This window comes from Venenivibrio stagnispumantis (assembly GCF_900182795.1).
Lineage (GTDB): Bacteria > Aquificota > Aquificia > Aquificales > Hydrogenothermaceae > Venenivibrio > Venenivibrio stagnispumantis.
Genome location: NZ_FXTX01000005.1, coordinates 1 through 25,864 on the forward strand (window position 1 = coordinate 1; position 25,864 = coordinate 25,864).

28 protein-coding genes, 1 pseudogene and 1 CRISPR repeat array are annotated in these 25,864 nt (G+C 28.4%); of the genes and pseudogenes, 19 read left to right on the forward strand and 10 right to left on the reverse strand.

Features of this window, described 5'->3' with window-relative positions; all coding sequences use genetic code 11:
* The 8 genes from QOR43_RS02815 to rfbA all read right to left on the reverse strand — a co-directional run.
* On the reverse strand, positions 1-1,148 hold a 1,148-nt coding region (locus QOR43_RS02815), incomplete at its 3' end, for an AMP-binding protein (protein ID WP_283571419.1).
* Positions 1,149-1,186: 38 nt separating this feature from the next.
* Complete coding sequence (pyrG, locus tag QOR43_RS02820; protein ID WP_265134049.1) at positions 1,187-2,791, reverse strand: CTP synthase; 1,605 nt, start codon at positions 2,789-2,791, stop codon at positions 1,187-1,189.
* Between the two features lie 100 nt (positions 2,792-2,891).
* Positions 2,892-3,737, reverse strand: coding sequence for a dTDP-4-dehydrorhamnose reductase (gene rfbD, locus QOR43_RS02825; RefSeq protein WP_265134048.1), 846 nt, complete (start codon positions 3,735-3,737; stop codon positions 2,892-2,894).
* On the reverse strand, positions 3,734-4,726 hold the full coding sequence (gene rfbB, locus QOR43_RS02830) for a dTDP-glucose 4,6-dehydratase (RefSeq protein ID WP_265134047.1): 993 nt from the start codon (positions 4,724-4,726) through the stop codon (positions 3,734-3,736). Before rfbB ends, rfbD begins: the two co-directional genes overlap by 4 nt.
* 1 nt (position 4,727) lies before the next feature.
* Positions 4,728-5,294, reverse strand: coding sequence for a dTDP-4-dehydrorhamnose 3,5-epimerase (rfbC, locus tag QOR43_RS02835; RefSeq protein WP_265134046.1), 567 nt, complete (start codon positions 5,292-5,294; stop codon positions 4,728-4,730).
* Positions 5,294-5,698, reverse strand: a complete 405-nt coding sequence (locus tag QOR43_RS02840) for a type II toxin-antitoxin system VapC family toxin (protein ID WP_265134045.1) — start codon at positions 5,696-5,698, stop codon at positions 5,294-5,296. The genes rfbC and QOR43_RS02840 overlap by 1 nt, the downstream gene beginning before the upstream one ends.
* Positions 5,695-5,916, reverse strand: a complete 222-nt coding sequence (locus QOR43_RS02845; RefSeq protein WP_265134044.1) for a DUF2281 domain-containing protein — start codon at positions 5,914-5,916, stop codon at positions 5,695-5,697. The genes QOR43_RS02840 and QOR43_RS02845 overlap by 4 nt, the downstream gene beginning before the upstream one ends.
* A gap of 14 nt (positions 5,917-5,930) precedes the next feature.
* Entirely contained in the window at positions 5,931-6,806 is an 876-nt protein-coding gene (gene rfbA, locus QOR43_RS02850; protein WP_265134043.1) for a glucose-1-phosphate thymidylyltransferase RfbA, read from the reverse strand.
* 107 nt (positions 6,807-6,913) lie between these two features.
* On the opposite strand from rfbA, the gene QOR43_RS02855 reads away from it, so the two are divergent.
* Positions 6,914-7,930, forward strand: coding sequence for an aldo/keto reductase (locus QOR43_RS02855; RefSeq protein ID WP_265134042.1), 1,017 nt, complete (start codon positions 6,914-6,916; stop codon positions 7,928-7,930).
* A gap of 16 nt (positions 7,931-7,946) precedes the next feature.
* A complete protein-coding gene (mtaB, locus tag QOR43_RS02860) occupies positions 7,947-9,251 on the forward strand; it encodes a tRNA (N(6)-L-threonylcarbamoyladenosine(37)-C(2))-methylthiotransferase MtaB (protein WP_265134041.1) in 1,305 nt (434 codons plus the stop codon).
* A gap of 57 nt (positions 9,252-9,308) precedes the next feature.
* Here the strand turns inward: mtaB and QOR43_RS02865 are convergent, their stop codons facing one another.
* Positions 9,309-9,653, reverse strand: coding sequence for a HepT-like ribonuclease domain-containing protein (locus QOR43_RS02865; RefSeq protein WP_265134040.1), 345 nt, complete (start codon positions 9,651-9,653; stop codon positions 9,309-9,311).
* A complete protein-coding gene (locus QOR43_RS02870; protein ID WP_265134039.1) occupies positions 9,646-9,939 on the reverse strand; it encodes a nucleotidyltransferase family protein in 294 nt (97 codons plus the stop codon). The genes QOR43_RS02865 and QOR43_RS02870 overlap by 8 nt, the downstream gene beginning before the upstream one ends.
* Before the next feature lie 421 nt (positions 9,940-10,360).
* A CRISPR array of direct repeats spans positions 10,361-10,794; the repeat unit is 30 nt; unit sequence GTTTGTAGCGTGCCTATGAGGAGTTGAAAC.
* A 151-nt stretch (positions 10,795-10,945) separates the two neighbouring features.
* Between QOR43_RS02870 and QOR43_RS02875 the strand changes: the two genes are divergently transcribed.
* From QOR43_RS02875 to QOR43_RS02955, 17 genes and pseudogenes are all read left to right on the forward strand, one after another.
* Positions 10,946-11,578: a tetratricopeptide repeat protein gene (locus tag QOR43_RS02875; RefSeq protein ID WP_265134038.1), complete on the forward strand. Its 633-nt coding sequence runs from the start codon at positions 10,946-10,948 to the stop codon at positions 11,576-11,578.
* 13 nt (positions 11,579-11,591) lie between these two features.
* Positions 11,592-12,299 carry a phosphoribosylaminoimidazolesuccinocarboxamide synthase gene (gene purC / locus QOR43_RS02880; RefSeq protein WP_265134037.1) on the forward strand — a complete coding sequence of 236 codons (708 nt, stop codon included), beginning with the start codon at positions 11,592-11,594 and terminating at the stop codon, positions 12,297-12,299.
* Positions 12,300-12,313: 14 nt separating this feature from the next.
* Complete coding sequence (galU, locus tag QOR43_RS02885) at positions 12,314-13,180, forward strand: UTP--glucose-1-phosphate uridylyltransferase GalU (protein ID WP_265134036.1); 867 nt, start codon at positions 12,314-12,316, stop codon at positions 13,178-13,180.
* Entirely contained in the window at positions 13,177-13,944 is a 768-nt protein-coding gene (rsmA, locus tag QOR43_RS02890; protein ID WP_345782848.1) for a 16S rRNA (adenine(1518)-N(6)/adenine(1519)-N(6))-dimethyltransferase RsmA, read from the forward strand. The genes galU and rsmA overlap by 4 nt, the downstream gene beginning before the upstream one ends.
* 15 nt (positions 13,945-13,959) lie before the next feature.
* Entirely contained in the window at positions 13,960-14,241 is a 282-nt protein-coding gene (locus QOR43_RS02895) for a DUF503 domain-containing protein (protein WP_265134034.1), read from the forward strand.
* A gap of 18 nt (positions 14,242-14,259) precedes the next feature.
* Positions 14,260-14,553 carry a 30S ribosome-binding factor RbfA gene (gene rbfA / locus QOR43_RS02900; RefSeq protein ID WP_265134033.1) on the forward strand — a complete coding sequence of 98 codons (294 nt, stop codon included), beginning with the start codon at positions 14,260-14,262 and terminating at the stop codon, positions 14,551-14,553.
* Entirely contained in the window at positions 14,550-15,371 is an 822-nt protein-coding gene (gene sppA / locus QOR43_RS02905; RefSeq protein WP_265134032.1) for a signal peptide peptidase SppA, read from the forward strand. The genes rbfA and sppA overlap by 4 nt, the downstream gene beginning before the upstream one ends.
* A gap of 72 nt (positions 15,372-15,443) precedes the next feature.
* Complete coding sequence (locus QOR43_RS02910) at positions 15,444-15,791, forward strand: HesB/IscA family protein (protein WP_265134031.1); 348 nt, start codon at positions 15,444-15,446, stop codon at positions 15,789-15,791.
* Between the two features lie 173 nt (positions 15,792-15,964).
* A complete protein-coding gene (locus tag QOR43_RS02915) occupies positions 15,965-17,005 on the forward strand; it encodes a rod shape-determining protein (RefSeq protein ID WP_265134030.1) in 1,041 nt (346 codons plus the stop codon).
* A 79-nt stretch (positions 17,006-17,084) separates the two neighbouring features.
* On the forward strand, positions 17,085-17,801 hold the full coding sequence (gene mreC, locus QOR43_RS02920; protein ID WP_265134029.1) for a rod shape-determining protein MreC: 717 nt from the start codon (positions 17,085-17,087) through the stop codon (positions 17,799-17,801).
* A complete protein-coding gene (gene fliR / locus QOR43_RS02925; RefSeq protein ID WP_265134028.1) occupies positions 17,798-18,574 on the forward strand; it encodes a flagellar biosynthetic protein FliR in 777 nt (258 codons plus the stop codon). Before mreC ends, fliR begins: the two co-directional genes overlap by 4 nt.
* A gap of 1 nt (position 18,575) precedes the next feature.
* Entirely contained in the window at positions 18,576-19,631 is a 1,056-nt protein-coding gene (flhB, locus tag QOR43_RS02930; protein ID WP_265134027.1) for a flagellar biosynthesis protein FlhB, read from the forward strand.
* Between the two features lie 3 nt (positions 19,632-19,634).
* Positions 19,635-20,147 (forward strand): hypothetical protein, encoded by a 513-nt coding sequence (locus QOR43_RS02935; RefSeq protein WP_265134026.1) that lies wholly within the window; start codon positions 19,635-19,637, stop codon positions 20,145-20,147.
* Complete coding sequence (locus tag QOR43_RS02940) at positions 20,144-21,820, forward strand: DEAD/DEAH box helicase (protein ID WP_265134025.1); 1,677 nt, start codon at positions 20,144-20,146, stop codon at positions 21,818-21,820. The genes QOR43_RS02935 and QOR43_RS02940 overlap by 4 nt, the downstream gene beginning before the upstream one ends.
* Positions 21,821-21,892: 72 nt before the next feature.
* A complete protein-coding gene (oadA, locus tag QOR43_RS02945) occupies positions 21,893-23,734 on the forward strand; it encodes a sodium-extruding oxaloacetate decarboxylase subunit alpha (RefSeq protein ID WP_265134024.1) in 1,842 nt (613 codons plus the stop codon).
* A 59-nt stretch (positions 23,735-23,793) separates the two neighbouring features.
* Positions 23,794-24,246, forward strand: a pseudogene (locus QOR43_RS02950) (EAL domain-containing protein); the annotation flags it as partial.
* A gap of 346 nt (positions 24,247-24,592) precedes the next feature.
* Positions 24,593-25,855, forward strand: a complete 1,263-nt coding sequence (locus tag QOR43_RS02955; RefSeq protein WP_265134022.1) for a TolC family protein — start codon at positions 24,593-24,595, stop codon at positions 25,853-25,855.
* The last annotated feature ends 9 nt before the right edge of the window (positions 25,856-25,864 follow it).

Genomic DNA, 25,864 nt, shown 5'->3' on the forward strand with positions numbered 1-25,864 from the left:
ACAGAACCAAGCACTCTTAAAGTTGATAAATCATATTTTGCTGGTATTTCTTCTCCAAATCTCATTAACATTCTTATTGCTGTTGGTGCTGTGTAGAATACATTTACTCTGTATTTTTCAACATATTCCCACCATATTCCGGGGTGAGGATATACAGGAACTCCTTCCATTATTACAGATGTTATACCATTTGCAAGTGGCCCATATACTATATAACTATGTCCTGTAATCCAGCCAATATCGGCAGTGCACCAATAGATAGTATCTTCTTTTACATCAAAAACTGCTTTTGTTGTTATATATGTATTTACCATATATCCGCCGGTTGTATGTAATACTCCTTTTGGTTTCCCTGTTGTCCCTGATGTATAGAGTATGAATAATGGGTCTTCTGAATCCATTATTTCCGGTTCGCAATAGATACTACTATTTTTTATAAGATTTTCAAAATCAATTATATAACTTTCTTTTTCTTCCATCTCATCTTTATCTCTATCCCAAAGGATAACTTTTTCAACAAAATCTAAATCTCTAATAGCTTCTCTTACAACCGGATAAAGAGGTATTCTTTTTCCCCTTCTTTTTGTATAAGTAGCTGTTATAACTACTTTTGCTTTTGCATCTTGTATCCTTGTTCTTAAAGCACCTTCACTAAATCCGGCAAATACAACGCTATGGATTGCTCCTACTCTTGCACAGGCAAGCATAGAGATTATAGCTTCTATTGTATTTGGCATATATATAGATACTCTATCTCCTTTTTGAGCACCGAGGGATTTTAGCCCATTAGCCAATCTATTTACTTGTTCTAATAGTTCTCCGTAAGTTATCTTTTTTTCATTTCCTTCTTCATCTACATATATGTATGCTACTTTGTTTCTCTTTCCGTTTTTAACATGTCTATCAAGGCAGTTATAGGTGATATTTGTTTTTCCACCTACAAACCATTTTGCATAAGGATAATTCCATTCAAGAACTTTTTCCCATTTAGAAAACCATTCAAGCTGATTTGCTATTTCGCTCCAAAACTCATCCGGATTTTCTATGGATTTTTTATAAACAGATTCATAATCCGGAAAATTTGCTGTTTTTACTATCTCTTCCGGTGGGTAATACTTTTCTTCAATTCTTAAATGTAATTCATCCATTTTTTATCCCTCCTACAAAATTTTTATTCCCCTTAAATTTATAGATTTTTCATTTTTTTATCAAGTGAAGCCTGAATAAATGCAACAAATAAAGGATTTGGTGCAAAAGGTTTACTTTTAAATTCCGGATGAAACTGGCAACCTATAAACCACGGATGCATATTATCAGGAAGTTCTATAATTTCTGCAAGATTTTTTGCTTTATAAACACCGGATACTATTAATCCTTTTTCTTCCAATATAGGTCTATATTTCGGATTTAATTCAAATCTATGTCTATGTCTTTCTGAAATCTCTTCTTGTTTATAAATTGAGTATGCTTTTGTTCCTGGTTTTATATGACATTTATAAGCTCCAAGCCTCATTGTTCCGCCTTTTTTATCTACTTCTTTTTGTTCAGGCATTATATCTATAACCGGATGAGGTGTATCTATTCTAAATTCTGTTGAGTTTGCATCTTTTAAGCCGGCCACATTTCTTGCAAATTCTATAACTGCTATCTGCATTCCAAGACATATACCAAAATACGGGATTTTATTTTCCCTTGCAAATTTTGCAGTTAATATCTTTCCTTCTACTCCCCTTTCTCCAAAACCTCCCGGAACAAGGATACCATCAAATTTATTTAGCTGCTCAACATTTTCTTCATTTATCTCGTCTGCATTAATCCAACTAATATTTACTTTTGTTTTGGTAGGGATTTGGGCATGGATTAATGCTTCATATATACTTTTATAAGCATCTTTAAGCTGAACATATTTACCTACAATTGCAATATTCACCTCTTTTTCAAGCTTAGATAAAGTATTTACTATTTTTTTCCATTTTGATAAATCAGGCTCTCTATATTCAATATTTAGATTTTTTGCAATTACTTTATCTAATCCTTCTTTTTTCAGATATAAAGGAATTTCATAAATAATATTTAAATCCGGTGCAGAAAATACAGCATCTTCATCTACATTTGTAAATAATGCTATTTTTTTCTTTATGCTTTTTGGAAGGGGAATTTCAGCTCTTCCTATTAAAATATCTGGCTGTATTCCGATAGCTCTTAGCTCTTTTACAGAATGCTGGGTTGGTTTTGTTTTTAACTCTCCTGCTACCGATATATAAGGAACATAAGTTAAATGAATATAAACAACATTAGATTTACCTTTTTCAAGCCCAATCTGTCTAATTGCTTCTAAAAATGGTAAACTTTCTATATCTCCTACTGTTCCACCAATTTCTACAATAGATATATCATAACCTTCAGATGCTTTTTCTATGGCTTTTTTTATCTCATTAGTAAAATGTGGAATAACTTGAACAGTTGCCCCTAAGAATGCTCCTCTTCTTTCTTTTTCAAGTAAGTTATGATAAAGCTTTCCTGATGTTGTATTGTTATATTTTGTTAAAACTGCATTTGTAAATCTTTCATAATGACCTAAATCTAAATCTGTTTCTGCTCCATCTTCAGTTACATATACTTCTCCATGTTGATAAGGGTTCATTGTTCCTGGGTCAATATTTAAGTATGGGTCTAATTTTAAAAATGTTATTTTATAACCCATTGCTTCAAGAATAGAACCAATACTTGCAGATGTTACTCCTTTTCCAAGTGAAGAAAGAACACCACCAGTTATAAAGATATATTTCACTTTTTGCTCCTTCTTTAAAAAATTTTGAACTGATATATTTTATCAAAAATTGAGAATTGAGATTTAATACTTTTTACTATGATTATATTAGTAATTTAATTTAGATTTCTCCGGTATCTATTAATTCCTTTAACTCTTCATTCCATTCTTTTATCTGAATACCAAGCTCTTTGCATATTTTATCATTACTCATAGCTGAAAATCTTGGTCTTTTAGCAGGTAAGTTAAAATCTTGTTGATAAGCAGGATAGATAAATTTATCTATTTTTTTAAGTTTTAAATATTCTCTTGCCCATTCAAAACGGGATGTATATCCGGAATTTGTTAAATGATATAAACCGGTTAATCCTTTTTGTATTGATTTTAAAGTTATATCTACTATGGTTCTTGTAGATGTAGGAACTGAAAATTCATCACAGGCTATTTTTAAATATTCCTGAGACTCTGCCCAATAGTTAAGTTTATATAAAAAGTTTTGTTTTCCTTCTCCATAAACCCAGCTTACCCGAAAAATTATATATCTTTCTAAAATATTTTGAATATTCTTTTCTCCAATATATTTTGATATTGCATATCTACTTAATGGATTTGGAATATCTTCTTCTGTATATAATCCTTCTTTTTTTCCATCAAAAACATAATCTGTGGAATAATGGATTAATAAAGATTTTGTTTCTAAGGAAGCTACTGCAAGATTATATACACCGGCTCCATTAACAGCATAAGCTTTTTCAAACTCTTCTTCTGCTTTATCAACAAGATTATATGCAGCACAATTTATAATAATATCCGGTTTATACTCTTTTATGGTTTTAATAACATTTTCAAAATTAGATATATCAAGCTCTTCTTTTGATAAAGCTAAAAAATCTATATTTTTTTCATTAAATCTTTTTATAAACTCGTTTGCAAGCTGACCTTTTGACCCTGTTAAAAATATTTTCATCTATAAACCTTTTCCCAATAATCTTTTAAATATTTTAATTTTCTTTCTACCCAGCTTATATTTTCAAGATACCATTTAACGGTTTTTTCTATACCTTCTTCAAATTTTATTTTTGCTTTCCATCCTATCTCTTTTTCAATTTTATCTGTATTTAATGAATATCTAAAATCATGCCCCGGTCTATCTTTTACAAAGGTTATTAAGCTTTCTGGTTTTTTTAGAATATTTAAAATTGATTTAACTACATCTATATTTTTTCTTTCTTCTCCACTACCTACATTATATATCTCTCCGATTTTTCCTTTTTGTATTATTTCAAAAACAGCATCTGCACAGTCAGATACAAAAAGCCATTCCCTTATATTTTCTCCTCTACCATAAACTGGTATAGGTTCGTTATTTAATGCTTTTAGGATTACAACCGGAATAAGTTTTTCCGGATATTGCCAATATCCATAATTGTTAGATGGTCTAACTGTTATAACCGGAACTCCATAAGTTCTATAATATGCCCTTCCAAGCATATCTGCTGAAGCCTTTGATACAGAATAAGGTGAATTTGGATTTAAAGGTGTATCTTCATAAAACTGCCCTTCTTCTGTTTCAAGCTCTCCATACACTTCATCTGTTGCAATATTTATAAATTTTTGTATTCCTGTATCTCTTGCTACATCTAATAAGATTTGTGTTCCTTTTATATTTGTTTCAATAAAAGGTGTTGGGTCTAATATACTTCTATCTACATGGCTTTCTGCCGCCCAATGGACTACAATATCCGGTTTTTCTTTTTTAAATATAAATTCTATAAACTCTTTATTTGTTATATCTGCTTTATAAAATTTTATCTTATCTTCAACTTCTTTTAATCTTTCTAAATCTCCTGCATAAGTAAGTTTATCAATAACAACTGTATCAAATCCTTTTTTAACTGCCTGTCTTACAAATTCACTTCCTATAAATCCGGCTCCACCTGTTATAAGTAATTTCAATTTATCCTCCATATACAAAATTTATATCTGCATCTTTTAATAAAGGTAGATTTTTATCTTTTTCTGATAGAATTATATTATCAATTTGAGGCCATTTTATATTTATATCGGGGTCATTCCATATTATACCTGCATCGTGCTGAGGAGAATATTCTCCACCACTTACTTTGTATATAATTTCTGCTTCTTCTGAAAGGGTTAAAAATCCGTGAGCAAATCCTTTTGGTATCCAGAGCATTAATCTATTTTCTTCTGATAATTCAAAAGCTACCCATTTTCCAAATGTTGGGCTATTCTTTCTAATATCAACTGCCACATCAAAAATTTTCCCTTTTATACATCTAACTAACTTTCCCTGAGCAAATGGCTCTTTTTGATAATGAAGACCTCTTAATACTCCTTTAATTGATTTTGAGTGATTATCCTGTATAAAATCTGTATCTATACCGGCTTTTTCAAAATCGGATTTTTTATATGTTTCCATAAAAAAGCCACGGTTATCACCAAATATTTTTGGTTTTATAATTATTACTTCCGGTATTTCTGTCTTTATAAACTCAAAAGGCATTAAGGCTCTCCTATTATTTCTTTTGGTGTTTTTCTTTTTATATCTGTTTTATCAAAATCTTTATCAAAACTTACTAATATAAGATTATATTTTTTAGAAAGATAATATTGATAGGCATCATCAAGGTCTATATTAAAATTTTTGATTATATCAATAACTTTATATAAATCATTAGGTTCTATAGCTAAAATATTAACTCCTGAAGTAGTAATATCATCCAAAAACATATTAGCTGTTTCAAATTCTTTTAGTTTTGTAAGTATCAATATAATTGAATGTAAAGAAAAATCCGACATTGCTAAATAAATACTATCAACTTTACTTAAAAAATCAAAAGCTTCTTCACTTTTCTCTTGCTCTAATAAAATTTCAAGCCATATATTGGTATCTATTAAGTATTTCATCTAAAATTTATTCTCCACTCTAAAGCTTTTTTTTGAAGTTCTAAAGAAGTAAAATCTTTTTTATATTTGCTTAAATTTCCTTTCCATTTTAATGACAATCTTTTTTTTGTTTTTGATTTTGTTAATAAATACTCAGCAAAGTCTTTAACTTCTCTTTTTAAATCTTCTGGCAAATTTTCTATTAATTTTATGATTTCTTCATTTTTTACTGTTTCCATAATTACCTCTAATTTTAAGATTGAGCTATTTCTATTAAATATTTTCCATATTCTGTTTTTTTCAAAGGCTTAGCAAGTTCTAAAAGTTGCTCTTTATCTATCCAACCATTTCTATAAGCTATCTCTTCAATACAACCTACCATAAGACCTGTTCTTTTTTCTATTGTAGCGACAAATTCACCGGCTTCAAGAAAGCTATCATGGGTTCCTGCATCAAACCAAGCAAATCCTCTTCCAAGAAGTTTTACCTTTAATTTTCCTTTTTTCAAATATTCTTCATTTACAGATGTAATTTCAAGCTCTCCTCTATCGGAAGGTTTTATATTTTTTGCTATATTTATTGCTTCTTTATCATAAAAATACATACCGACAACTGCATAATTAGATTTTGGTTTTTTGGGTTTTTCTTCAATAGACAAAACATTTCCATTTTCATCAAATTCTACTACTCCAAATCTTTCCGGGTCTTTTACCGAATATCCAAAAACATAAGCTCCACCATTTTTTTCAACATCTTTTTTTGCTTCTTCCATAATCTTTACAATATCATGACCGAAAAATATGTTATCTCCAAGCATATAACAGATATTATCATTTTTTATAAAATCTTCTGCAAGAATAAGTCCTTCTGCAAGTCCATTTGGTTTTTGTTGCAAAACATATTTTACATTCATTCCAAGATGGGAGCCATCTTTAAATAATTTTTCAAAACTTGGTTTATCTTCCGGATTAACTACAAATAAAACATCTTTTATTTTTAAAAGCATAACCAATGAAAGTGGATAATAAATCATAGGCTTGTTATAAATTGGTAATAGATGCTTATTTATAGATTGAGTAACCGGATAAAGTCTTGTCCCGCTTCCACCCGCAAGTATAACTGCTTTCATAAATAATTTTTCTCCTCAACTTTTATTAATTTTGTCATTAAAAATTATACATTTTTTTGATATAATCATCAAAGCTTAAAGCTTAATAAGATAAAGGAGATAAGATTATGATATATAAAAAATTTTTAGATTTAGAACTATCAGAGATAGGAATAGGAACATATCTTGGAAATCCGGATATTCAGACAGATAAAAATTACGAAGAAGCTATAAAAACTGCTATAGAACTTGGTGTAAATGTTATTGATACTGCAATAAATTACAGAAATATGAGAAGTGAAAGGGTTATAGGTAAAGTTATAAAAAATTATGATAGGAAAAATTTAGTTATATCAACAAAAGGTGGCTATTTCCCTATTGATGCAGATTTAAATATTACAGATATTACGAAATATTTAAAAGAAAATTTTATAGATACCGGAATAATCTCAAAAGAAGATATAACACCTTACGGAAATATAATTTCTCCTAAATATATAGATTGGTCATTTGAGAAAAGCTTAGAAAATCTTAATACTGATTATATAGATATTTATTTTTTACATAATCCGGAAGACCAGCTTCAGATAATAGATAAGGAAAAGTTTTATAGAAAATTATGGGCTACATTCAGATTATTAGAAGGTAAGATAAAAGAAAATAAATTAAGATATTACGGAATTGCTACATGGAACGGTTTAAGGGCAAAACCAACAGATAAACAATATCTTAATTTAAAAGAGATATACGATATAGCTGTAGAAGTAGGTGGAGAAAATCATCATTTTAGATTTATCCAACTTCCTTATAATGTTGCAATGACCGAAGCTTACTCATTAAAAAATCAAGAAGGAAATTTATCAGTGCTGGAGTTATCTAAAAAATTAAATATTTATGTTTATACAAGTGCTACATTATTTCAAGGAAGGGTAATAAGACAACTACCGGATATAACAAAACAGATTTTTAAAGTTGAAAAAGATATACACGTTCCAATCCAATTTGTAAGAAGCACACCTAACATAGGAACAGCTTTAATAGGAATGAGTAAAAAAGAACATGTAATTGAAAATTTAGAGATAGAAAAATATCCAAAACTTACACCGGAAGAATTTGAAGCTTTATTTGAAAAAGCAAAAAAATAGGAATAGGTTGTATATTATGAAAAATCTAAAAGTAGCAGTCAATACCATAGGATGTAGAATGAACCAGTTTGAATCTTCTGCAATAGAAGAGAAATTTTTTGAAAAAGGATATCAGATAACTGATTTTGAAGATATTGCAGATATTTATATAATAAACACATGCACCGTTACAAATGATGCAGACAGAACATCAAGAAAAATTATCAGAAAAGCAAAAAAACAAAACCCAAGGGCAGTAGTAGTAGCAACCGGATGTTATGCTCAGGTAAAGCCGGAAGAACTTGCTAAAATGGAAGAGATAGATATTGTAGTAGGCAATTCCCATAAAACAGATATACTTGATATAGTAGAAAATTATATAAATGAAAAATTTCAAGAAAAAATCCTTGTAAATAATATTTTCAGAGAAAATGATTTTAAAACATTCCAGATAAGCACATTTTTTGAAGGAGCAAGACCTATCTTAAAAGTCCAAGAAGGATGTAATAGCTTTTGTAGCTTTTGTATAATACCATTTGCAAGAGGAAAAGTAAGAAGTGCAAAAATAGAAGATATTGTAAATCAAGCAAAAATATTAGCAGAAAGAGGATATAAAGAAATAGTCCTTACCGGAACCCAGCTATCCCAATACGGATACGACCATAAAGAAGGATATTTATTAGATTTATTAAAAAAACTATCAGAGATAGAAAATTTAAAAAGAATAAGATTATCTTCAATGGGAATAAATGAGCTAAATGATGAGCTTATAGATTTTATAACAGAAAATCCCAAAATTGCTAAGCATTTCCATCTTTCTATCCAATCAGCAGATGATAAAGTTTTAAAAGATATGAGGAGAGATTATACTGTAAAAGATTATATAAAAGTAGTTGAGAAAATACTGAAAAAAGCACCGGAAACTGCCATAGGAACAGATATAATAACCGGATTTCCCACAGAGGATAAAACAGCTTTTGAAAATTCATTAAAAAATATAGAAAAAATACCTTTTGCATATATTCATGTTTTTACATATTCAGAAAGAGAAGGAACAATAGCAACAAAATTAAAATCAGTAGTATCACCACAAGAAAAGAAAGAAAGAACCCAAATATTAAGAGATATAAGTTATCAAAAAAATTTAGAATTTAGAAGAAAATTTCTACAAAAAGAGATGGAATTTTTAATAATTTCTGAAAAAGATGGAAAGAAAATAGGACTTACTTCAAATTATATTCATGCTTATATAGAAACAGAAAAAGATATAAATCAATTTGTAAATGCAAAATTAAGCATCCTTGGTAAAGAAAGAGAAGATAATATAGCAGTTGAATGTTAGTTAATTATATTTAAAATTAATGGTAAAAATCTGAGTTTGTAGATTATTGTAAAGTTCTTATTGTTCGTTTTCCAAAACTTTTTTAGTTAAATTTTCTAATTCATCAAGTTCATTTTCTATAACGTCCCAGATTATCTCTATATCTACTCCCCAGTAATGATGAACTATAATATCTCTCAAACCGGATATTTCTTTACAAAAATAAGGATATTTTTCCTTTATCTCAGATGGAATATTTTTTGCCGCCTCTCCTATATTTTCAAGAGCCTTTAAAACTGCAAAGAGTATGAGCTTACTGTTCTCCAAATCTTCTAAACTATTAATGTTAGAAGTAAATTCCTTGATTAATTCAATATTTTCAAGAATATCTTTTAAAAAAAGTTTATATTCTCGTTTAGACATTTACAGCTTCTGAGTATATATGTCTTTTTAGTTCTTTCCTTACTGCTTCTTTTATAACAAGGTCAACTTTCAAACCAAATAAATCTTCCAAATAAAATTTTAATCCCATATAATTTCTAAAACTCTTTTTTCCTTTCTCAAACTCTACAAGAATATCAATATCACTTTTTGGAGTTTGCTCTCCTCTAACATAAGAACCAAAAATATATAGATTTTTCACACCGTATTTTTCTTTTATCTCCGGCATTCTTTCTTTCAAAGTTTGCTTTATTTCCTGTAAATTCATCTTTATTCCATTTTTAAGAGTATTTATATAAAAATAATTCTAAAAACTTATTTATTCAAATTTAATCTTATTAGGGCTTAAATCTTTGCTTAATATTAAATTTCTCCAATTTTTTATGATTATAAAAATTATAAAAAATTCTTTGAAAATCTGCAAACGGATTTTTTAGAAAAAAAATTTGAGTCCGTCGATGTAGATTTTTCAGGGCTAATTGAGACAAAATCTCATAGGAAAAAACGGTAAAAATTGGGAGTTTAGCTTAGAGTATCAAGGATTTGTCGATGTCCGGTATTTTTTGCAAGATTGGAGGTCGACTGAAAATAAACTCAATTTGACAGAAATAAATTTGTGTATTATGATATAATATAGATAAGTAATTACAAGCATTACTTGGCAATAAAATAGGATATAAAATTTCGGGGTTTGTAGCGTGCCTATGAGGAGTTGAAACTATACTTCTTCTCATTTTCGGTAGAAATAATATTTTTCGTTTGTAGCGTGCCTATGAGGAGTTGAAACTATTTTTCTTTTATGAAGCTTCCTTTTACCATTTTTTGTTTGTAGCGTGCCTATGAGGAGTTGAAACGCCTGACACATAACCAAAAAATCAGATACATCAAGAGTTTGTAGCGTGCCTATGAGGAGTTGAAACATTGTTTTTCATACATTTCTCTTTCTTTTTCTCTTTGTTTGTAGCGTGCCTATGAGGAGTTGAAACAGAAACAAACTTGGGCTTACACAGGAAGAATTTGCACAGAGTTTGTAGCGTGCCTATGAGGAGTTGAAACTACCTTCTAATATTTTGAAAAATACTTGATAAAACACGTTTGTAGCGTGCCTATGAGGAGTTGAAGTCTGTCAAATGTTTTTATGTGGAAGGATATTTCAATGTTTCTCAAAAAATCTACTTTTTCCTTATTATCTTTTTAAATTCTAAAAAATATCTGCCAAACTTTGCTTTCTGTATGATATAATTTTTTAAGTTTAATTTTTTGAGGTAATTTTTATGGAAAAAGAAAAACTCCCTTTGGAAAAAGATGTTGATATAGAGCTTGAATATAAGCTTTACTCTATTTACGATAAAATAAAAAAGCATTGGAAAATTTTCTTAGGATTAGTCATAACGCTTTTTGTTATAACAGCAATCTTTTATTATCTCAAAGAACAGAAAGAAGAAAAATATCAAAAAGCAACAGTCTTACTTTCTCAAATATCAGATAAATTATTCTCAAAAGATTATGAAAATGCAAAAAAATTAATTTCAGATTTTGAGAAAAAATATGCAGATACAGATATTTATAAAGTAGTTCTTGCTTACAAAATAATTATTAACAACGAAGAAGGAAAGATAGATAAAACAGATGCAGAAAAACTTAAAAATTTATTAAAAACAGATTTAAAATCTAATATTACAGAATATTTAGCTTACAGCTATTATAAAGAAGGAAAAATCAATGAAGCAATTTCTCTACTTGACACCATAAAACAAGAAAACAATAATTATCTGTCAGCCGGTCTTTTGAAAGCTTTTATATTACAAAAAGAAGGAAAAGAAGCAGAAGCAAAAAATATATTTACACAAATTAAAGATAACAAAAAATACAATTATTTCTCAGTTATAGCAAGAGAAAATTTATAAGAGAGGTAAGATAATGGAAAAAAAAGAAAAATTGTATGAAGGAAAAGCTAAAATCGTTTATGCTACAGATGAAAAAGATAAAGTTATTGTATATTTTAAAGATGAAGCAACAGCATTTAATGCCCAAAAAAAAGATGTAATAGAAGGAAAAGGAATATTAAATAACAAAATATCTTCTTTATTTTTTCAATTGTTAGAAAAAAATAATATTCCAACCCATTTCATAAAACAGTTATCTGATAGGGAAATGCTTACTTATCATGTAAAGATAATACCAATTGAAGTAGTTGTAAGAAATATAGCCACCGGTAGCATAGTAAAAAGGCTTGGCATATCGGAAAAAACAGAATTTAATCCACCACTTATAGAATTTTATCTAAAAAATGATGCATTGGGCGACCCTATTATATGTTATGAGCATATAATAGCATTAAATCTTACAACAGATGAAGATATAAAAATAATAAAAGATTTAGCTTTAAGGGTAAATAAAGTTTTAAGGGAGTTTGTAGAAAAAGCTAATATTATACTTGTTGATTTTAAATTGGAATTTGGTAAAAAAGAAGATGGAACGATAGTAGTAGCAGATGAAATATCACCGGATACATGCAGATTTTGGGATAAAGAAACCGGTGAAAGAATGGATAAAGATAGATTTAGATTAAACCTTGGAGATTTAACAAAATATTACGAGGAAGTATTAAAAAGAATTGAAAAATAAATGGGAGGATGCCTGTGAAAAAAGTTAGGAAAGCAGTTATTCCGGTAGCCGGTTTTGGAACAAGATTTTTACCGGCTACAAAATCTTCCCCAAAAGAGATGATGCCTCTTGTTGATAGACCTATTATTCATTATATAGTTGAAGAAGCGGTAAATTCCGGCATAGATACTATAATCTTTGTGACAGGAAGACATAAAAGGTCAATAGAAGATTATTTTGATTACACACCGGAACTTGAAAATGTTCTTTTAAAATCAGGTAAGAAAGAATATATAGAAATGCTTAGACAAATTAGTAATATGGCAGATTTTGTTTATATAAGACAAAAAGAACAAAAAGGTCTTGGAGATGCAGTATATACTGCTCATGCACTTATAGGAGATGAACCGTTTGCAGTTTTACTCGGAGATGAGATTATAAAAAATCCTCAAAATCCAGCAATAAAACAACTAATAGATATATATTATAAATTTGGAAAATCTGTAATTGGCACAATAGAAGTGCCAAAAGAAGAAGTTTCTAAATATGGAATAATAAGTGGAAAAGAGATAGAAAAAGGACTTAAATTGGTGGATACATTAATAGAAAAACCATCTATTGAAGAGGCTCCTTCTACATCAGCAATAGTAGGAAGATATGTATTAACTCCGCAGATAATGGATGCATTAAAAGAAACAAAACCGGGAAAAGGTGGAGAAATACAGCTTACAGATGCATTAATGTTATTACGCCAATCAGAAGTGATATATGCAAAAGATATTGAAGGGAAAAGACATGATACAGGAAATAAGATAGGATATATCAAAGCTTTAATAGATTTTGCCCTTGAAAGAGAAGATATTAAAGATGAAGTAAGAAAGATATTAGAGGAATATTGTTGAGTTTTAAAACAAAAAAACATCTTGGACAACATCTTCTGATTGCAGAAGGTATATTAGAAAAAATTGTAGAATTTGCAAATATTACACAAGATGATATAGTTGTAGAAATTGGAGTAGGAACCGGAAATCTAACAGAAAAATTACTACAAAAAAAACCGGCTATATTGTATGGAATAGAGATAGATGAAACAGCTTATAAGATTATAGAAGAAAGATTTAAAGATTATCAAAACTTTATCTTGATAAAATCTGATTTTTTTGATGTAAATCTTTTTGAAATTGCTAAAGATAAAAAGATAAAACTAATAGGAAATCTTCCTTATAATGTTGCATCATTAATATTAGTAAATATTGTTTTTTATAAAGATATAATAAAAAATGCAGTTTTTATGGTTCAAAAAGAAGTTGCAGAAAAATTAATTGCAAAACCAAAATCCAAAGATTACACATTTTTATCTGTATTTATTCAATCATTTTTCAAAGTAGAATATCTTATGAGTGTCCCTGCAAGATTTTTTTCTCCACCACCGAAAGTAACATCAGCAGTAATAAAATTAACTCCAATTGAAAATAAAGATATACAGGATATAAAGGCATATAAAAGGTTTGTTTCAGAAATATTTGCAAACAGAAGAAGAATGCTCAGAACAAAGATAGATACAGAAATCTTACAAAAGGCAAATATAAAAGAAACAGCAAGGGTTGAAGAATTATCTATTGAAGATATAAAAAATCTGTTTAAAATATATAAGCAAAATTTTTAAATTTTATAGGTAAAGATGGTAATAGGGAATATTTTGCTTGATATTTTTATTTCAGATGCAGGCTCATTAAAAGAAAAAAGAATGGTTATAAAATCTCTTAAAGAAAAATTAAGAAATAGATTTAATGTTTCGGTAGCAGAAGTAGGTAGCCACGATTTGTGGCAAAGTAGTCAGATAGCAGTTGTATTTGTAACAAATGATAGAAAAGAAGCAGATAAAACATTTCAATTTATTACTAATTTTTTAGATGAAAATTTTCCGGATTTACATATAAATATACATAAAGAAATTTATTAAAAAAGGTGATGGTGAAAAATGAGAGAAAAAACCCATAGAATGGAAAAAGTTAATATGATGTTAAGAAAAGAGATAAGTGATATTATATTTGAAGAATATCAAACTCCAAAAGATAATTTAATTACGGTTTTAAATGTTGATACAAAAGCAGATTTAAGTTCAGCAGAGATTTATATATCTGTTTTAAAAAATGAAGAATCGGTTATAGATGATTTAAATAAAATAAGCGGACATATCAGATATATTCTTGGTAAGAAAGTTAGAATTAAAAAAATACCTAAGCTAATCTTCAAAAAAGGATATGCAGTATGAAAAAGAAAATTCTGATAGGACTTGGATTAATTTTATTTATATTCTATCTAATTTCCGGATATATTTACTCAAAATCTCCTAAGATTGCTTTAATTAGTATAGATGGAGTTATCAGTGAATATGTAGATATATTAAATCTTATTGAAGAGGCAAAAAAAGATAATTCAATAAAAGCAGTAGTTATTAAAGTAGATAGTCCAGGTGGAGCAGTAGGTGCTTCTCAGGAGATTTACAGAGCAATAGAAAAATTAAGAGAAAAGAAACCGGTTATAGTCTCTATGGGTAATGTGGCTGCTTCCGGTGGTTATTATATATCTGCACCGGCAAATATTATATATGCAAATCCGGGAACAATAACCGGTAGCATAGGAGTAATAATTCAACAAGTAGATGCATCTGAAATTTTAAACAAAATAGGGATAAAAATAAACAATATCAAAAGCGGAGAGAACAAAGATATACTCTATCCTAATAAACCTCTAACACCAGAGCAAAAAGCTTTACTACAACAAACCGTTTTAGATGTATATAATCAATTTTTAGATGCTATTGTAAAATATAGAAAGATAGACAGAAATATTTTAATAAAATATGCAGATGGTAGAATATTTAGCGGAAAAGAAGCCCAAAAATTAGGATTGGTTGATAAACTTGGAAATCTTCAAGATGCAATAGAAGAAGCAAAAAAATTGTCAAATGAAAAAGAGATAACCATAATTGAGTTAAAACCAAAAAAACCTTTGTTAGATGAGCTTTTTAACTCTAAGCTCAGTTTATCAGAAGTAAAAAGTGGAATATATTATCTTTTTTCTTTTTGATGTGATATATCTCATAACAATGAATATGAATAAAAGATATATTTTTATAAAATTAATTTAGGAGGTTTTGCCATGCAACAAGCAACATTAGAATTTACAGTTACACCATCTGCTGCAAAAGAAATTAAAAGAATAGCAGATGAAAATGGAATCACAGATATAATTTTAAGAGTTAGAGTGGTTCCTGGTGGATGTTCCGGATTCCAATATGCTATGGGATTTGATGATGAGATTTCTGAAACAGACAAAGTAGTAGAAGCTGAAAATGGTGTAAAAGTAGTTATTGATGAATTTAGTGCACCATATATAAGAGGTGCTGTTCTTGATTACGTAACAGATTTTATGGGTGGTGGATTTACAATTAAAAATCCTAATGCAGTAAGCTCTTGCGGTTGCGGAAACTCATTCTCTTGTGGTTAATATAAAGAGGGGCTTTTGCCCCTTTTAATTTTTATTCTTTAAGTATCAATTTCTTCAAAAATCATTTTACTCTAAACATATCTATAAAATTTATCTTTAAAATTTCCTTAAAATCAACATCAAAATTTGTTATATAATAATTTTACATCAATTCCCAAGGAGGATAAATTTTTATGTTTTTAGAGCATATTATAGGTTTTTTTTCTAATGATATTGGTATAGACCTTGGAACAGCAAATACACTTGTATTTTTAAGAGGAAGAGGAATTGTTTTAGCCGAGCCATCTATCATAGCAATAGATAAATTAAATAAAAAAATTATAGCCGTTGGTAAAGAAGCAAAAGATATGATAGGTAAAACCCCTGATACAATAGAGGTTATAAGACCATTAAAAGATGGGGTTATTGCTGATTTTGATACGACGCAGGCTATGCTTCAATATTTTATTAAAAAAGTTCATTCTAATATGTTTTTAACAAAAATATTAAAACCAAGACCAAGGGTAGTTGTAGGGGTTCCTTCCGGTATAACTACAGTAGAAAAAAGGGCAGTAATAGATGCAGCAAGACAGGCAGGAGCAAGGGAAGTATATTTAATAGCAGAGCCAATGGCAGCAGCAATAGGTGCAGGATTGCCGATAGATGTTCCCGGTGGAAATATGATAGTAGATATTGGTGGTGGCACATCTGAAATAGCTGTTATATCTCTATCAGGTATTGTTGTTTCTAACTCAATAAGAATAGCCGGTGATGAAATGACAGAAGCTATTATAAACTACCTAAAAAGAAATAATCATATTTTAATAGGAGAGCAAACAGCAGAAAATATAAAGATAACTCTTGGTTCTGCATATCCTTCTGAAAGAGATGAAAAAACAATGGAAATTAGAGGAAGGGATATGACCGGAATGCCAAGAAGTATAACAATAACAGGAAGAGAAATAAGAGAAGCTTTAGAAGATGTAATTTCTTCTATAATAAATGCTGTTAAAACCACATTGGAAAGAACACCTCCTGAGCTTGCAGCAGATATTGTTGAAAGAGGTATTGTTCTGGCAGGTGGTGGCTCTTTAATTTATAAATTAGACCAAAGATTGAGAGATGAAACAAATTTACCGGTTGTTTACTGTGATGAGCCTCTAACTGCTGTTGCAAGAGGTATTGGTAAAGCTTTAAATAATATTGAGCTAATAAAAAGAGTATCTATGAAGTGATAGGTTGTATCTAAAAAAATTTTTTTATTTAGTCTTTATTATATTGGGTGTTGTAGGAATTTTATATTTAACTACATATTTGAAGACACCTTTTTTAGATATATTTTCTCCATTTTTTAAAATCAGCAGTTCTACTTTTGAATTTATAACCGATAATTTATCTTATTTAAAATCAAAGAAAGATTTAGAAGAAGAAAATAAATTATTAAAAAAGCAAGTTCAAATTTTAAATTTGGAAAAGATAAAAGCAAGACAGCTTGAAGTTGAAAATGAGGCTTTAAAAAAAGCTTTAAATTTTGTCGGAGAAAAGCAGTTAAAAGATTTTGTTATTGCAAAGGTGATAGCTTTTTCTCCGGATAATTGGATAAATTCTATAATATTAAATGTTGGAGAAAAAGATGGTGTAAAAGAAGGAGATTTGGTTATTCAAGATGGATATTTAATAGGTATTTTATGGAAAGTAGGAAAATATAGCTCTTTTATATTAACAGTAGCAGATAAAGATTTTAAAATTACAGCAAGAACAAGAAAAACAGGAGAAATTGTTTATTATCAAGGATATAATCAATATTACGGCATACTAAAATATGCAAGACCAGAACAGGATATAAGAATATCTGATATTATAGAAACTGCCGGAATGAATGAAACATCTTTAAATGGCATACCTATTGGTATTATAAGAGATATTTCTTTAGAAGAAGGAAGATTTTTTAAAGAGATAAAAATTAGACATTTTTTTAATCCTTATAAATTAGATTATTTAATAGTGCTGAAAAATAAGGAAATAAGATGAATCCTCTTATTACACCGGAGCAGGCTATTGCAGTAGCACTTATTTTTACCAGAATTATTGCATTTTTTTTATCTTTTCCATTTCTTAATTCTACATTAATTCCATTAAATATAAGAATTTTACTTATAGTGGCTTTATCTTTTTATACAATGTCTATATTCAATATCCAAATTTCAATAAAAGAGATAGATATGTTAGTTTTATTTTTACTTGTGATAAAAGAGCTTTTTATAGGATTTTCTCTTGGCATAATTACAAATATATTTATAGCAGCATTCTCTTTTGCATCTGAGATTATCAGTTATCTAATGGGATTTACAGTTGTTAATATGTTTGACCCATCTTTCGGACAAATTTCGGTCTTAGATAGGCTATTTATTTTATTATTTTACCTTTTATTTTTTATAACCGGTAGTTATGCAGTTTTTATCGGTGGATTAATGAGAAGCTTTGAAATAATGCCTATTACAGAATTTAAAATAAATGAAGGGATATTTGAATTTATAATTCAGCAAAGCTCTAATATATTTATACTTGCATTCCAAATTGCTTTTCCTTTTGTTATTATATTAATGATAATAAATATAGTTTTGGCAATGATAAATAGGCTTATACCTCAAATAAATGTTTTTATAGTAGGATTGCCTTTACAGATTTTTGTTGGATTTTTAGCATTAATGTTTGGAAGTTGGTTTTTGGTGTATATATCAGTCCATCTTTTAGAAAGATTAACGGATATTTATTTAAATATTATAAAAATAATGGGAAGATAAAATGGCAAAAGACCCAAGTAAGACAGAAAAGGCAACGCCACGGCGAAGACAGAAAGCAAGAGAAGAAGGACAGGTAGCAAGAAGTCAAGATATTCCTATCGCTACAACTTTATTTATACTATTTATAGCATTTTTATTTTATCTGCCATTTGCCTATAAATATATAATCGGCTATTTGAAATACTCTTTTGCAAATTCTTTTGTTATAAGCACAGAAATGTTTTCTAATTTTTTACTTTTTTCTTTAAAGGTTATGGCTATATTACTTGCCCCAATACTTATTGTTTTATTTTTGACCGGCATTATATCAAATGTTGCCCAATTTGGATTTTTATTTACAACAAAACCACTTACTCCAAAATTTGACAGATTTAATATTATTTCCGGATTAAAAAGAATTTTTTCTTTGCATACAGCTTTTGAAACAGTAAGAAATTTACTTAAATTATCGGTTGCTTTTGTTATTAGCTATTTTTTAATAAATTTTCTTTTAGAAGGTATTTTTAGAACAGGTTTTATTCCGGTAGAAGGACAGATGCTTTTAATGATTAAATATATTCTTATTATAATTTTTACTTTTGCTATATTTTCAATACCAATTGCCATTATTGATTTTGCTTATAGAAAATGGGAGTATGAAGAAAGTATAAAAATGACAAAACAAGAAGTAAAAGAAGAGATAAAATCTTATGAAGGAAATCCTATTATAAAATCTGCCATCAAAAGAAAACAAAGGGAACTTGCCCTTAGAAGAATGATGGCAGATGTAGCAAAAGCAGATGTTGTTATAACAAACCCTGAGCATTTTGCAGTAGCTTTAAAGTATGAAAGGGGAAAAGATGAAGCTCCGAAAGTAGTAGGAAAAGGTATAGACAATATAGCACAGAAAATAAAGGAAGTAGCCAAAGAAAATAATATTCCTATTATAGAAGACCCACCACTTGCAAGAGGTCTTTATGAATCAGCAGAGATAGGAGATTATATTCCGGAGAAATTTTATAAAGCTATTGCTAAAATATTTGCTATGCTTTATAAAAAGAAAAATATTAAGGTGTGAAAAATGAATTTAGCCTATTTGCATTATAAAATAGAAGAAGATAATTATAGAGCCGGTGTATTGGTTACAGATGAAAAAACAAAACCCTTAGAATTTAGAATAACTACAAGTTTAAATATTGACCAACTTCAAAAAATATTATATGGAGAATCTTTAAAAGAGATACTTTTTAAAGAAAGATTTGGGATAGAACTACTAAATGCCTTAAAAGAAAGTTATGATTTAGTTTTGATAAAAGATAAATCTTTACTTATTTTAAGAGAAAAGATAGATAAACCGGTAGTTTTTATTCAAAAATATGATGAATTTTTACCAAAAAGTAGATTAAGTTATAAAATAATAAATTTGCAGGAAAAATTTGAACCGCTTTATATCACAGTATCCAAAGAAGATGAAAATAAGTTAATATCCATAGCAAAGGCTTTTCAAGATATTTATAAATATTTTAATCTTTTAGAGCCTTTTGATAGAATAGAGAAAGCAATAGAATTTATATCTCTTCAAGAAAAGCTATGAAATATATATTAGAGCAAAATTTCGTAAAAAATTTAGAGATAGAAATAAAACAGATAGAGATTAAGCAAGAATTCTTAAATATCTCTGAAAATTTACTGAAAAATATTCCATCAATTAAAGAAGCCGGTAAAATATATACAGAAAAAGATATAATTTTAGAAGAAAATCCGAAAGGAAAGATAAAAAGAGAAAATAAATTAGTCAAATATAAAAATCTTTCTTTATTTGATTTAGTAAGACCGATTTTAATGCCTTCAATAGATTTTGATTTAGAAACAGATTTATCTTTTCCTTGTAGATTATTTAATTATCAGATAACCGGTATAAAATTTTTGATAACAAATAAATCTGCTTTACTTGCAGACCAGATGGGAACCGGTAAAACCGTAATGGCTACCACTGCACTGCGAATATTATTTATAAAAGGACAGGTAAAGAAAGCCTTAATCGTAGTGCCTTCAAATCTTTTATATGTGTGGGAAGAACATATTAAAAAATGGGCACCGGAACTTCAATATATTGTGATAAATGAAACCAAAAACATAAGAGAAATCCTTTATAATATAAAATCTCATATATTCTTAGTAAGCTATGATACATTAAAAAATGATTACATTACAAAAAGAAATATTTTAAAAAGATTTTCGGAAGATTTAGATATAATTATCCTTGATGAAGCACATAATATAAAAAATTCAGAAACTTTAAAATCAAAAGCAGTAAAATTTATATCCAAAAACGCCTCTTACAAATGGGCATTGACCGGAACACCTATACAAAATAATTTAAAAGAGTTTGTCTCTTTATATGAATTTTTAAATCCTGATGAAAAATTAAGTATTAACAAAGAAACCATAAAAGAAACAATCCAAAAAATAATGTTAAGAAGATTAAAAAAAGATGTTTTATCGGAACTTCCTGAAAAATTACCACCGGAAATTGAGTATTTTGATTTATCTTTAAAACAAAAATTAGAATATGAAAGCATTTTATCAAAAGAAAAAGATAGAATATCTCAGATAGCAAAAAAATATAAAGAAAGCAAAAATTATAAATTTATATTAAAACAAAATCTGATTACAGCATTACAAAAATTAAGACAGATATGTAATTTTCCTTCCGATAGCATAAAAAGTCCAAAAAGTGATAGATTATTGGAAATATTAGAAGAGTTATTGGAAAATCAAGAAAAAGTTATTATATTTACAAATTTTATAAATAATGGAGTAGAAAAAATATCTAAAAATTTAGAAAAAAAATTTGGAAAAGATATATATGTTTCTTATACCGGAAAGATGTCAAAAGAAGAAAAAAATAAATCTGTAATTAGATTTAAGGAAGATAATAAATGTTTCTTTTTTGTGGCAACTATAAATGCTGCTGGAGAAGGGTTAACTTTAACAGAAGCAAGTTATGTAATCTTTTTTGATTTACATTGGAATCCTGCAAAAATATGGCAAGCAGAAGATAGAGCCCATAGAATAGGACAAAAAAATAAAGTAAATATTTATAACTTTATAACAAAACAAACAGTAGAAGAAAAAATATTTCAAAAGTTAGAAGAAAAGAAAAATTTAATATCGCAAGTAGTTGATGATATTGAATATAAAGATGAAGATATTCAATTGGAAGAGCTTTTAACACTATTAGATATAAAAGATTTAACCGGATAATTCAATTAATCTATATAAACTCTTATTATAGTATAATATAAATTCAAAAATTTTTAAGGGAGTATTCTAACTATGAGAAAAATAGAATTTACAGATGTATCATTAAGAGATGGACAGCAAAGTTTATTAGCTACGAGAGTTAGAACAGATGATTTGATACCTGCTGCTGAAAAATTAGATAAAGCCGGATTTTGGTCTTTAGAAGTTTGGGGTGGTGCTACCTTTGATGTATGTTTGAGATTTTTAAAAGAAGACCCATGGAAAAGATTAAGAGATATAAGAGCAGCAGCCCCAAACACAAAATTAGAGATGCTTCTTAGGGGACAAAATATTGTAGGATATAGACATTACCCTGATGATGTTGTTGAAATGTTTGTAAGAAAAGCAGCAGAAAATGGAATAGATGTATTTAGAATATTTGATGCATTAAATGATGTTAGAAATATGGAAGTTGCAATATCTGTAGCAAAAGAAGAAAATAAAATAGTAAAAGGTGTTTTATCTTATGCAATAAGTCCGGTTCATACGGTTGATTATTATATAAATATTGCAAAACAACTTAGAGATTTAGGTGTTGATATTATATCTATTAAAGACCAAGCAGGAATTTTATCTCCAAAAATAGCTTATGAACTTGTCAAAAGATTAAAAGAAGAGATTAAATTACCTGTTCATATCCATGCCCAAACTACAGCTGGTATGGCAGAAATGACTTTACTTAAAGCAGTTGAAGCCGGAGCAGATATTATTGATACAGATGTATCAACTTGGTCATGGCTAACAGCCCACCCTGCAAATGAAACGATGGTATATGTATTAAAAGAGTTTGGTTATGAAATAAATATTGATTTGGATATTGTATTAGAAGTTGCAGAATACCTAAAAGAAGTTAGAAAAAAATATGCAAAATATGACACAGCAGACAAATGGCCTGACTCCCAAGTTCTTATTCACCAAATACCGGGTGGAATGATGTCTAATTTTATAAATCAATTAAAAGAAAATAATGCATTGGATAAACTTGATGAAGTTAAAAAAGAAGTTGCAAGAGTGAGAGAAGACCTTGGTTATCCACCGCTTGTTACTCCTACAAGCCAGATAGTAGGAACCCAAGCTTTACTAAATGTTTTACAAGGAGAAAGATATAAAGTAGTAACTAAAGAAACAAAAGATTATGTAAAAGGATTATACGGAAGACCACCGGCACCTATTAAGCCGGAAATTATGAAAAAGATAATCGGAGATGAACAACCTATTCAAGTAAGACCGGCAGATTTACTTGAACCGGAATATGATAAAAAATGTGAAGAAGCAAGAAAATATGGAGCAAGAAATGATGAAGATTGCTTATCATACTGTTTATTCCCACAGGTAGCAAAAGAATTTTTTGAATGGAGAGAAGCTTATGAAAAAGGTGAGGCTCTTCCACCGGAAGTTGAAGAAATACAGCCAGAAAAATCACCTTGCATAGAAAAAGCACCTATTGAATTTAATATAACTCTTCACGGTGAGCAATATCATATAAGAATAGCAGGGACAGGTAGTCCGATAGAAGGAAGAAAATCCTACTTTATAAGAGTAGATGGAAGATTGGAAGAAGTATTGGTTCAACCAATTAAAGAGATAGAAGTATCAAATACATCTGTTTCTTTGCCTTCGGAAGCAGTATTGGCAGGAAGACCTAAAGCAGTAGGAATAGGAGATATTAGCTCTCCAATGCCGGGTAAAGTTGTATCCATCAAAGTATCCGTAGGAGATAAAGTAAAGAAAGGAGATATTTTATTTACAGTTGAAGCAATGAAAATGGAAAATGAGATACATTCACCTATAGATGGAACAGTTACGGAGATATTTATAAAAGAAGGAGACCAGATAGACCCTGAAGAATGTTTAATGAGAATAACACCGGATTAATGAAATTAGCTCTACAAAGAGGGCACTTTGAGTGCCCTTAGTCCTTTGAGCAGCTAAAGTATGAAGAATGTCCTCAAAAGCTATTAAATTTAGCTACCAAATATGGGGTACCTGCCGAAAATGTTATTATAGAAATAACAGAAACAGAAACAATGAAAAATCCTGAAAAAAATATAGCAAGATTAAAAGCTATTAAAGAAATGGGATTTAAAATTTCCATAGATGATTTTGGAACCGGTTATTCATCATTAAATTATCTAAAACTTATACCTGCTTCGGAAATAAAAATTGATAGAACATTTATAAATGATATGATTACAGATAATAATGATTTAGAACTTGTTAAGATTATTATAAATATTGCAAAAATAATGAATTTAAAAGTTGTAGCAGAAGGAGTAGAAACCAAAGAACATCTAACATTTTTACAGATTTTAGGTTGCGATTATGCACAAGGATATTACTTTTCTAAACCGGTTCCTTTTGAAGAATTTATAAAAAAATTAAAATAAATACTACTAAGGACTTTTAGAATTAGAGCGAATATAATAATTTTATCATCATATTTTTTAGGTCTTCCTCTTTTTCTTTCTTTTTCAGTTAATGAGTTACTTAATTCATTTAGATATTTAGATACTATTTTTAAAACCTTATAATTAGAGATTCTTTTTTTCACTTTTTCCCTCAGTTTTATCTGTTTTTTAGCCTTGATAAATAATGATTAGATAATATATTAATCAACTCATTGTCTGTCAAGCATTAGCGAATTTTTAAACACTCTTTAATACTACTTGACATTATAAAAAATTTTTTATATAATTATATCGTAATAATATTAATATAGTTAAATGGTGAGAGATGAAAAAATTTTTTATTCCTCTTTTATCTGTGTGTTATCTTTCTTATGGGATAACAATTGATGAAGCTGTAAAAAAAGCTTTGGAAAATAACCTTGATATAAAAAATCAAGTTATAAATGAAAAAATAGCAGAAGAAGGAATTAAAAAATCAGAGGCCACCAGATTTGGAAAATTAGATATATTTGCAAATTATATAGATTATAACTCAAGAAGAGTTGTTGCTCCTTTATCTCCACCGATAAATCCACAAAATTTAAAAGGCTCAAGAGATATATTTATTCCCGGCATAAATTATACTATCCCTCTTTTTACCGGATTTAATATAGAAAATCAGATAGAAATATCCAAACTAAATCAAAAATTAGAAAGTGTTAGAACAAATCTAACAAAAAATGAAATAGCTTTTAATGTTCGTTCAGTTTATTTAAAAATTTTAACCTTAAAAAAACAGCTTCAAGCTATGGAAAATTACAAAGAAGCTGTGGATAAATTATATAATGATATAGAGCAAGCATATAAGGTTGGAAAGAAACCGGAAGCAGATTTATTAAAAGTTCAATACCAAAAAGAAGCAGTAGAAAGCACTATACAGCAAATAAAAAATAATATAGATACATTAAATAAAACATTACAAACATTATTAAATACACAGGAAAATATAGAAGTTGAAGATATAACTTTAAAAGATATAGACCCAAATCTAAATGTAGATACTCTTTTAAAACAATACTATCAAGATTTATACAGCTATAAAGTTTTAAATCTTCAACAGAAAATCCAAGAAAGTAAAATAAATATAGCTAAATCAGATTATTTTCCAACTATTTCTTTAAGCACAATTTACCAAAGAGATATTGGAGGTAGTGTCAATAGGGAAGATTGGCAAATAAGAGTTATGGGTAATTTAACTATTTTTGATTTTGGAAAAAGAAAAGCTAACCTTCTTGAAGAAAAATTATCATTATCAAAGGTAGATATACAAAAGCAAAAACTTCTTTTAGACAAAGAAAAACAATTAACAGATGCATTAAATCAGATAAAAACTGCTGATTTTAAAGTAAAAGCGACAGAAAAACAGCTAAAATATGCAATAGAAGTTGAAAGAGTAGAAAGATTAAAATATGATGAAGGTGTTTCATCTCTTTATGATTACCTTTATGCCCAAAGCCAAAGATATATAACGGAAGCCTCTTACTATGAAGATATTTATGAAAAACAAAGAGCAATCTATTATCTATATTATGTATTAGAAAAAATTTAATGGAGTAGA

What these genes read in the sequence shown, in the direction of transcription:
- QOR43_RS02855 (WP_265134042.1), top strand. Translation starts at nt 6,914, where the DNA reads ATGATATATAAAAAATTTTTAGATTTAGAACTATCAGAGATAGGAATA.
- QOR43_RS02955 (WP_265134022.1), top strand. Translation starts at nt 24,593, where the DNA reads ATGAAAAAATTTTTTATTCCTCTTTTATCTGTGTGTTATCTTTCTTAT.
- QOR43_RS02915 (WP_265134030.1), top strand. Translation starts at nt 15,965, where the DNA reads ATGTTTTTAGAGCATATTATAGGTTTTTTTTCTAATGATATTGGTATA.
- flhB (WP_265134027.1), top strand. Translation starts at nt 18,576, where the DNA reads ATGGCAAAAGACCCAAGTAAGACAGAAAAGGCAACGCCACGGCGAAGA.
- purC (WP_265134037.1), top strand. Translation starts at nt 11,592, where the DNA reads ATGGAAAAAAAAGAAAAATTGTATGAAGGAAAAGCTAAAATCGTTTAT.
- rfbD (WP_265134048.1), bottom strand. Translation starts at nt 3,737, where the DNA reads ATGAAAATATTTTTAACAGGGTCAAAAGGTCAGCTTGCAAACGAGTTT.
- oadA (WP_265134024.1), top strand. Translation starts at nt 21,893, where the DNA reads ATGAGAAAAATAGAATTTACAGATGTATCATTAAGAGATGGACAGCAA.
- rfbC (WP_265134046.1), bottom strand. Translation starts at nt 5,294, where the DNA reads ATGCCTTTTGAGTTTATAAAGACAGAAATACCGGAAGTAATAATTATA.
- QOR43_RS02910 (WP_265134031.1), top strand. Translation starts at nt 15,444, where the DNA reads ATGCAACAAGCAACATTAGAATTTACAGTTACACCATCTGCTGCAAAA.
- mtaB (WP_265134041.1), top strand. Translation starts at nt 7,947, where the DNA reads ATGAAAAATCTAAAAGTAGCAGTCAATACCATAGGATGTAGAATGAAC.
- QOR43_RS02845 (WP_265134044.1), bottom strand. Translation starts at nt 5,916, where the DNA reads ATGGAAACAGTAAAAAATGAAGAAATCATAAAATTAATAGAAAATTTG.
- QOR43_RS02935 (WP_265134026.1), top strand. Translation starts at nt 19,635, where the DNA reads ATGAATTTAGCCTATTTGCATTATAAAATAGAAGAAGATAATTATAGA.
- rfbA (WP_265134043.1), bottom strand. Translation starts at nt 6,806, where the DNA reads ATGAAAGCAGTTATACTTGCGGGTGGAAGCGGGACAAGACTTTATCCG.
- fliR (WP_265134028.1), top strand. Translation starts at nt 17,798, where the DNA reads ATGAATCCTCTTATTACACCGGAGCAGGCTATTGCAGTAGCACTTATT.
- QOR43_RS02940 (WP_265134025.1), top strand. Translation starts at nt 20,144, where the DNA reads ATGAAATATATATTAGAGCAAAATTTCGTAAAAAATTTAGAGATAGAA.
- sppA (WP_265134032.1), top strand. Translation starts at nt 14,550, where the DNA reads ATGAAAAAGAAAATTCTGATAGGACTTGGATTAATTTTATTTATATTC.
- QOR43_RS02870 (WP_265134039.1), bottom strand. Translation starts at nt 9,939, where the DNA reads ATGAATTTACAGGAAATAAAGCAAACTTTGAAAGAAAGAATGCCGGAG.
- QOR43_RS02895 (WP_265134034.1), top strand. Translation starts at nt 13,960, where the DNA reads ATGGTAATAGGGAATATTTTGCTTGATATTTTTATTTCAGATGCAGGC.
- QOR43_RS02840 (WP_265134045.1), bottom strand. Translation starts at nt 5,698, where the DNA reads ATGAAATACTTAATAGATACCAATATATGGCTTGAAATTTTATTAGAG.
- QOR43_RS02865 (WP_265134040.1), bottom strand. Translation starts at nt 9,653, where the DNA reads ATGTCTAAACGAGAATATAAACTTTTTTTAAAAGATATTCTTGAAAAT.
- QOR43_RS02875 (WP_265134038.1), top strand. Translation starts at nt 10,946, where the DNA reads ATGGAAAAAGAAAAACTCCCTTTGGAAAAAGATGTTGATATAGAGCTT.
- rbfA (WP_265134033.1), top strand. Translation starts at nt 14,260, where the DNA reads ATGAGAGAAAAAACCCATAGAATGGAAAAAGTTAATATGATGTTAAGA.